Here is a 4,096-nt window from a genome sequence, read left to right as displayed (position 1 = left end):
GGCTTGCCCGATCTGGATGTGGCCGAAGTGGCCCCAGTCGCATTGCCCCTGTTCACCGGGCAAGGTGCGCAGGCGCAAGTAGGCCTGTGCTGGGGGGCGCGGACGGTGGCGGGCGACGATGTGGCGAAAGTGGTCGGGGCGCCCCTCGTAACCGCGCTCGGCGGCCATGGTGTGCAGCCGGCTGGCCGTGAGGTTGGGGAACTGCTTCAAGGTCTCCTGGATAAAGGGCAGGTAGGGGGTCACGCCCGAAGTGCGTTGTGCGGGCACGATTGGGGCCGCGCCGGCCTGGGTGAGCACGCGCATGACGGTCTCGCGGTGCACGCCCAGCTGGGACGAGATGGTTCCCACCGGCCAGCGCTCGGCGTGGTGGTAGCGCAGGATCTGCGCCTTGAGTTCAGGTGAAATGGCCATGTGAGTCGGTACTCCATACGGAAGGTTGGGATGGATGGCGAAAGCGGCATCGCAGAAAGTCCTGACGCACAAAAGCCGAGACCGAACGGCCGCAAAACTGGCACTTGCAGCGCTGGCTTGCGTCTGGATTCAGAGCGGTTGCGTCGCTGGATGGGAGTACATCAGCGCAGGGCGGTGGTGGGCCACCCTGATGCGTCACTATTTGTTGGCGCGCGCGCCATTGCCCCTGGCGTGTGGCGTGAGCGTGGCGGCCCTTGCGGCTGTCCTGGTAGCGTTTGGCAGCGGCGCGCTGGGCGCAACTTCTGGCCTGGAGTGAGCAGACTGCGCTGCAGTAGCGCTGGCCGCGGTCGCAGTGGCTGCAGATGAGCACAGGGCTGCGACACAGGGCGCACAGAAAACGTCTGGGCGGTGGTGACGGCGGCTGTGGTGGTGCGTGTTGGGCAGTGGGCATGGGCGGTCCATTCCCATGCGTGGGCCCACGCTGCTGGACAGCCACGCCCGCTTCGTGAATACTGACAGCGGCAACGGCGCCCTCCAAAGCGGTGGGTCTCGGGGCGCGACAGTGGGTTTACCGGAAAGTGACTGTCACTGTCGCGCCTGCTTCTTACACAGGTAGGCGATATGTAACGCAAAACACCAGCGCTGCGCCATACCCCTGCGCTGGCTCAAGCCCGCTCGCCATGGCCAAAGCAGGCACGCTCAGGACACGTCTGTGCCCTGTGCAACGGGCACCCTTCGATTCAAAGGAAATTCAAAGCAGTCAGCTGACTGCCGCGGATGACCGCCACCGACTGCTTGCCGACACCAGATTTACGCGGGTTTAGAGCGCCGCTAACACGTGCTGCAGACGCGCAACAACCAGACCACACAAGACGTGCAGATCAGCGTCTTGAAGAAGGTCATGGACATGCAGGAGTCGGCTTCTGCCGCGTTGCTGAATGCCGTGGCGGGCATTTTCCGCTGGCCAGTGGAGGCGCGGTGGGCACGCAGGTGAACACGCTGGTGTGATGTCGCGCTCTCGTGTTGGGTGGGTTCCCCGAGCGGGGCTGGCGTCTGGCTGGGCAGAGGCCTAGAATGCATCGCATCTGCAACGCACCAGGCTTACCCTATGAAAACCGCCACCTTCCCTTCGCTGCGGGTCGATCCCCAATTGCGCGACGCCGCCCAGAGCGTGTTGCAGGAAGGTGAGACTTTGTCGGGTTTCATCGAGGCTTCGGTGCGGGAAACCATTGAGCGCCGCCGCGCCCGCGCCGAGTTTGTGGCGCGTGGGCTGGCCTCGCGTGAAGAGGCGCTGGCCTCAGGCGGCTATTTTGCAGCGGGTGAGGTACATGCCGAGCTGGGCCAGATGTTGACCCAGGCTCGGGCGAGGCTGCAAAAGCGGGCGCAAGGGTGAGCTTCGCGGTCCGGTACAGCGCCGCTGCCCGCGACGACTTGGTTCGCCTCTACGAATTCTTGTTGCAACGGGCCAGCACGGTCGAAGATCTCGACGTGGCCGAAGTGGCGCTGAACGCGATCACCAGCGCGGTCGACAACCTTGGCCGCTCACCCTTCTTCTACCGCAAGGCCGGCCAGAGCCCGTTTCTGCGTGAGCTGCTGATCCCGTTCGGCAACAGCGGCTATGTCGCCCTGTTTGAGATTGAAGACGCCTCGACCGTGACTATTCTGGCGGTGCGGCACCAGTTGGAAGACGACTACCACTGACGCGCTGAGTAGCCCACGCTCATGTCCGCCCACATCCCAAAACGTACCCGCTCAGCGGTACAAGTGGGCTTCGAGTGGTTGTGAAGGGTTATCGGGCATCGGTGTTGCGCGCCGTCATACCCCCGCCCCCGTCTTTCGCTATGCTTGCGCGCTTGTGCAACACGAGCCGTTAACTTTTCATGCCCGCTACCCCCAACAAATTCGAATTGACGCTGGAAAAGTTCATCTTTTCCAGCCGCTGGCTGCTGGTGCCGTTTTTCCTGGGCCTCATCGTCAGCATGGCGGTGCTGCTGATCAAGTTCATGAAAGAAATGGGGCTGCTGATTCAGGGGGTGCTGGGCATCATTGAGCACGACACGGTGATTTCGATCTTGACGCTGGTCGACACGGCGCTGATCGCGGTGCTGTTGCTGATCATTGTGTTCAGCGCCTACGAAAACTTCGTTTCCAAGCTGAGCATTGGCGACCACGAGGACCGCCCGGCCTGGATGGGCAAGGTGGGGTTTTCAGACTTGAAGATGAAGCTGATCGGCGCCATCGTGGCCATCTCTGCGGTGGAGCTGCTCAAAGCCTTCCTGATCAGCACCACGCTCACCAGCGAGCAGCTGAAGTGGAAGATCGCCATCCACCTGACGTTTGTGATCTCGGGCCTGCTGTTTGCCCTGGCCGACTGGATCAGCGAACAGCGCAAGTGATCCGCCAAGGCGGGGGTGACGCTCCCCTGCTGTTGCCTTTGGCCGGTTGAAGCCAGAAGCCCCTCACCCCAACCCTCGCCCGCAAGCGGGAGAGGGGGTTAAGGCAACGCTGATTAAGTACTGCTCGAGCGTGGTGTTTACCTGTACCGTTGCAGTACAGACGAACAGGCAGATGAAGATGAAACAGCAAACCCTTGCCATGGCCGCCGATCAAGCTGAAGGTTTTGAGCCTTACCGCAGGCCGACCAGGCGCGATACCTTCCTGGCCACGATGCAGCAGATCGTGCCCTGGCAGGCGTTGTGCGCGGTGATCGAGCCTCACTACCCCAAGGCCGGCAACGGGCGTCCACCGATCGGGCTCGAGCGTATGCTGCGCATGTACTTCGTGCAGCACTGGTTCAACCTGGCCGATGAGGCCTGCGAGGATGCGCTACTCGACAGCACCGCGCTGCGGCGCTTTGTCGGCATAGACCTCGGGCGCGAGCGCGTGCCCGATGCGACCACGCTGCTGAAGTTTCGCCGCTTGCTGGAGACGCACCAACTGGGCGAGGCCTTGTTTGCCAAAGTGGGAGAGGTGCTGCAGGCGCAGGGCATGAAGGTCGGTACCGGCACCATCGTGGACGCCACCATCATCGGCGCACCGAGCTCGACCAAAAACGCAGACAAGCAACGTGACCCCGAGATGCACCAGACCAAGAAGGGTCAGCAGTGGTATTTCGGGATGAAGATGCACATCGGCGTGGACAGTCGCAGCGGGCTGGCGCACAGCGCCGTGGTGACAGCGGCCAACATGCACGACAAACACCCGCTGCCCGATTTGCTGCACGGCAACGAGCAGCGCGTGTACGGCGACAGCGCCTACGCTAGCCAGAAGACGCTGATCGCTTCCAGGGCGCCCAAGGCCAAAGACTTCACCAACCAGCGCGTGCGCAAGGGCGGTGAAGTCGATGAAGCCGAACGCTCGAAGAACCGCAACAAGTCCAGAATCCGGGCGCGGGTCGAACACGTCTTTGCAGTGGTCAAGCGGCTGTGGGGCTTTGCCAAGGTGCGCTACCGGGGGCTGGCCAAGAACGCCACGCGCTCGTTCGTGGCGCTGGGATTGGCCAACATCTACCTGGCGCGTCAGCGCCTCATGGGATGAGTGCGTCTGCAGCGCACGCCAAACGCGTGCACAAGGTCGAAATGGCCCTGAAACGGTACGAAATCCACTTGATTTGACCTTGCTTCTCGCATGGCGCAATCAGGAGGCAACGGGTCGCTGGATCGACCGCTTGTTCAGCGTTGCCTTA

5 protein-coding genes and 1 pseudogene are annotated in these 4,096 nt (G+C 62.5%); 5 read left to right on the top strand and 1 reads right to left on the bottom strand.

All coding sequences use genetic code 11. From position 1 onward, the window contains the following. Window positions 1-411 (bottom strand): annotated as a pseudogene (locus tag AC0GNR_RS19365) (IS21 family transposase); the annotation flags it as partial. An 838-nt stretch (window positions 412-1,249) separates the two neighbouring features. On the opposite strand from AC0GNR_RS19365, the gene AC0GNR_RS19360 reads away from it, so the two are divergent. From AC0GNR_RS19360 to AC0GNR_RS19340, 5 genes are all read left to right on the top strand, one after another. After that, a complete protein-coding gene (locus AC0GNR_RS19360) occupies window positions 1,250-1,405 on the top strand; it encodes a YjfB family protein (RefSeq protein ID WP_472902378.1) in 156 nt (51 codons plus the stop codon). Window positions 1,406-1,519: 114 nt separating this feature from the next. Continuing rightward, window positions 1,520-1,804 carry a YlcI/YnfO family protein gene (locus AC0GNR_RS19355; RefSeq protein ID WP_304781390.1) on the top strand — a complete coding sequence of 95 codons (285 nt, stop codon included), beginning with the start codon at window positions 1,520-1,522 and terminating at the stop codon, window positions 1,802-1,804. Continuing rightward, window positions 1,801-2,112 (top strand): type II toxin-antitoxin system RelE/ParE family toxin, encoded by a 312-nt coding sequence (locus tag AC0GNR_RS19350; RefSeq protein WP_472902377.1) that lies wholly within the window; start codon window positions 1,801-1,803, stop codon window positions 2,110-2,112. Before AC0GNR_RS19355 ends, AC0GNR_RS19350 begins: the two co-directional genes overlap by 4 nt. A gap of 179 nt (window positions 2,113-2,291) precedes the next feature. Beyond that, entirely contained in the window at window positions 2,292-2,807 is a 516-nt protein-coding gene (locus AC0GNR_RS19345) for a TIGR00645 family protein (RefSeq protein ID WP_472902376.1), read from the top strand. 178 nt (window positions 2,808-2,985) lie between these two features. Further along, window positions 2,986-3,948 (top strand): IS5 family transposase, encoded by a 963-nt coding sequence (locus AC0GNR_RS19340; RefSeq protein ID WP_472900628.1) that lies wholly within the window; start codon window positions 2,986-2,988, stop codon window positions 3,946-3,948. Window positions 3,949-4,096: the final 148 nt, after the last annotated feature.

This window comes from Hydrogenophaga sp. LT287 (assembly GCF_055702805.1).
Note: the sequence above shows the minus strand (reverse complement) of the source record. Positions and strands in the feature narration are given on the sequence as shown.

Coding starts and splice junctions, on each gene's coding strand:
- AC0GNR_RS19345 (WP_472902376.1), top strand. CDS start 2,292: ATGCCCGCTACCCCCAACAAATTCGAATTGACGCTGGAAAAGTTCATC.
- AC0GNR_RS19340 (WP_472900628.1), top strand. CDS start 2,986: ATGAAACAGCAAACCCTTGCCATGGCCGCCGATCAAGCTGAAGGTTTT.
- AC0GNR_RS19355 (WP_304781390.1), top strand. CDS start 1,520: ATGAAAACCGCCACCTTCCCTTCGCTGCGGGTCGATCCCCAATTGCGC.